Below are 2,400 nucleotides of genomic sequence, written 5' to 3'. Positions count from 1 at the left end.
GTAAACAGATTACCCGTACCGAAATTACACCTATGAAACAACGCTACTTCTTATTCAGCATCCTGCTGACCATTTTCAGTATTCACAGTTTTGCGCAGCAGGGCCCTAATCCGGGAAGCAGGGCCAAAGCGGCGGCGGTATTCACTAAACTGCTCAACGATGCCGCCTCCGTATATCCGCCGGAGTTATCTTATCTCACGGAAGCCGGTGCTAAAATTGAATCCCCGTTCCATGTGAATGAAAATGGGATCCTGTCGGTGACTTTTCGTTACCCGGTGGAAACCAGTTATAGTCTTTACCGTCTCAGTGCGCCGGTGAGCGCCATTAAAGGCGTGTTTTACGACTATTACATCGGGCTGGAATTTGAAGGCCCGGTGGTGAAAATAGAGGAGGGTGAAAAAGGCAGCCGTGAGCTGAAGGAAAGTAATACGCTGGCGCTTTTTCATATTGCCAGGCCTGGCGACGGGCCGCAGGGCGAAAAGCTGAAGGTAAGGATGGAACAGGCTTTACAGGTGTTCCTGGAAAGCTATAAGTAAAGCGGATCTTCAGAAAGTTCTGTTAAAAAAACGGTGCCGGTTGCGCGGCATCGTTTTTTTTGCGGATGCCTGCTTATATTTAGAGAAACCCGGCGGCATGAAAATGTTATTCCACTACTATAAGTCCATCCACAGCTTCAATATCCCCTTTTCCCTGCTGGCCGGTTTACTGGGATTGATCGGACATGATAAAGTGGCAGGGTTCCTGAAAGGTTTTATGCTTTCATTGTTCACTGGTGGTTTTGCGTTGTCGGTGTTCTTCTTCGGGCTGGCGTATGAAAACCGGTATTACTTTTATTACAACAAAGGATTTTCCAAATTCCAACTCATAGGCGGAGCGTACCTGCTGAATGTGGTAATGCTGCTGGTTTACTGGCTTATTAAATTTTTGGTGGCATGATACAGCATGAGTTGCAGGCTGATAGCGTTTTTAAATGTTTCGGCGACCGGGAGATACTGACCGATTGTTTTGTGAGATGTAAAACAGGAGAAGTGATCGGGATTTTAGGGAGAAATGGTTGCGGCAAGTCCACTTTTATGAAGATCATTTTCGGGACGCTTTCCTGCACGCATAAATATGTAAGCGTTGATGGCAAAAAATATGATGCACCTTACAAGGCAAAAGGGGTAATGGCCTATTTACCACAGCAACATTTTCTGCCGGACCTGTTAACCGTAAAGGCGACGGTTAAGCTCTATGCTGCTTGCAGGGCTGATGAGGAGCGGATGCTGGCCGATGAAAACGTACAACCCCATCTCTCAAAAAATATATACGACCTTTCCGGCGGGGAACGAAGGTACCTGGAGATCTTACTGCTGGTAAATACGCCCGCAAAATTCATCCTGCTGGATGAACCATTCAATGGCCTGGATCCATTGGGGAAAGAAAAGATCCTTGCATTGATCCGGGCATACAGGACTACGAAAGGCTTTATTATTACGGATCATGATTACCGCCATATTATTGCTGCCAGCGACCGTATTATCCTGGTGACGAATGGTGTGTTCAAAAATATCAAAGCACTGGAGGAACTGGAAACACTCCATTATCTTCCGCCCGGAAGCCTGGCTTTTTCAGGGCTGGAATAATGCCCGGCTATTCAAACAGCCGGGCAAAGTGGTTTTCCAGGTGGTTTCTCATAGCATTACGAAAGAGTTCAGGGGAGCCATTTTCAATGATATCGACCAGGCCTTTATGGGAAACAAATTTCTTATGACTGATGGGTTTTTTCAGCAGGCCGCTATGATGTACATAATCAAATACCGGTAGCAGCATGCTTTGGAACTTCTTCATATTTTCATTGCCGGTAATTTCATAGAGCTTTCCATGAAAGGCAATTTCATGTTCTATATTGAAGAGATGATGTTGTGTAGCCGGCGGTTCATGACTCACTATTTCCCGCAACGCAGCAATATCTTCTTTCGTGATGCGCTGAAATATAAAATCCGCCATACCTATTTCCAGCACCAACCGGATTTCAAACATTTGTTTCAGGGTTTCCTGGTCAAGGATATGTGGGTTCATACTCTTGCTCATGTTGCCAAACAGGTCGGGGCTGGTGATAACAGCGCCTTTCTTTTTCCTGGATTCAATGAGTCCCATTACCCGCAAACGGAGCATCGCTTCTCTTATTACCGTTCTGCTTACTCCCAGTGTATTGGCCAGTTCCAGCTCCTTCGGAATGGGATCGCCCACTTTCAGTTTTCTTTGCTGAAGCAGTGTTACCAGGTTGGCCTCCACTTTGTCTACCAGCGAGCTGGTGTCTACCTCTTTAAAATTCTCCTTTAATTCGATTGCATCCATACAGCATTATGTATTACATTAATACCCGGTAAAGTTAACCGAAAATAGGGGAAATCCAAT

General features: G+C 45.8%; 4 protein-coding genes. 3 read left to right on the top strand and 1 reads right to left on the bottom strand.

What is annotated here, in order from left to right:
* The 3 genes from VN105_RS07200 to VN105_RS07190 all read left to right on the top strand — a co-directional run.
* On the top strand, window positions 1–536 hold a 536-nt coding region (locus VN105_RS07200), incomplete at its 5' end, for a hypothetical protein (RefSeq protein ID WP_325639351.1).
* Window positions 537–633: 97 nt separating this feature from the next.
* On the top strand, window positions 634–936 hold the full coding sequence (locus VN105_RS07195) for a hypothetical protein (protein ID WP_325639349.1): 303 nt from the start codon (window positions 634–636) through the stop codon (window positions 934–936).
* Window positions 933–1,625: an ATP-binding cassette domain-containing protein gene (locus VN105_RS07190; protein ID WP_325639347.1), complete on the top strand. Its 693-nt coding sequence runs from the start codon at window positions 933–935 to the stop codon at window positions 1,623–1,625. Before VN105_RS07195 ends, VN105_RS07190 begins: the two co-directional genes overlap by 4 nt.
* Before the next feature lie 7 nt (window positions 1,626–1,632).
* Here VN105_RS07190 and VN105_RS07185 read toward each other — a convergent pair whose 3' ends face one another.
* Window positions 1,633–2,340, bottom strand: coding sequence for a FadR/GntR family transcriptional regulator (locus tag VN105_RS07185; protein WP_325639345.1), 708 nt, complete (start codon window positions 2,338–2,340; stop codon window positions 1,633–1,635).
* Between the last annotated feature and the right edge of the window lie 60 nt (window positions 2,341–2,400).

It is taken from the genome of Chitinophaga sp. (assembly GCF_035564935.1).
In the GTDB taxonomy this organism is placed as follows: domain Bacteria; phylum Bacteroidota; class Bacteroidia; order Chitinophagales; family Chitinophagaceae; genus Chitinophaga.
This window is presented reverse-complemented; position numbering and strand designations above follow the sequence as displayed.

Excerpts from the sequence above, each read along its gene's own strand:
- VN105_RS07195 (WP_325639349.1), top strand. The coding sequence starts at position 634 with ATGAAAATGTTATTCCACTACTATAAGTCCATCCACAGCTTCAATATC.
- VN105_RS07190 (WP_325639347.1), top strand. The coding sequence starts at position 933 with ATGATACAGCATGAGTTGCAGGCTGATAGCGTTTTTAAATGTTTCGGC.
- VN105_RS07185 (WP_325639345.1), bottom strand. The coding sequence starts at position 2,340 with ATGGATGCAATCGAATTAAAGGAGAATTTTAAAGAGGTAGACACCAGC.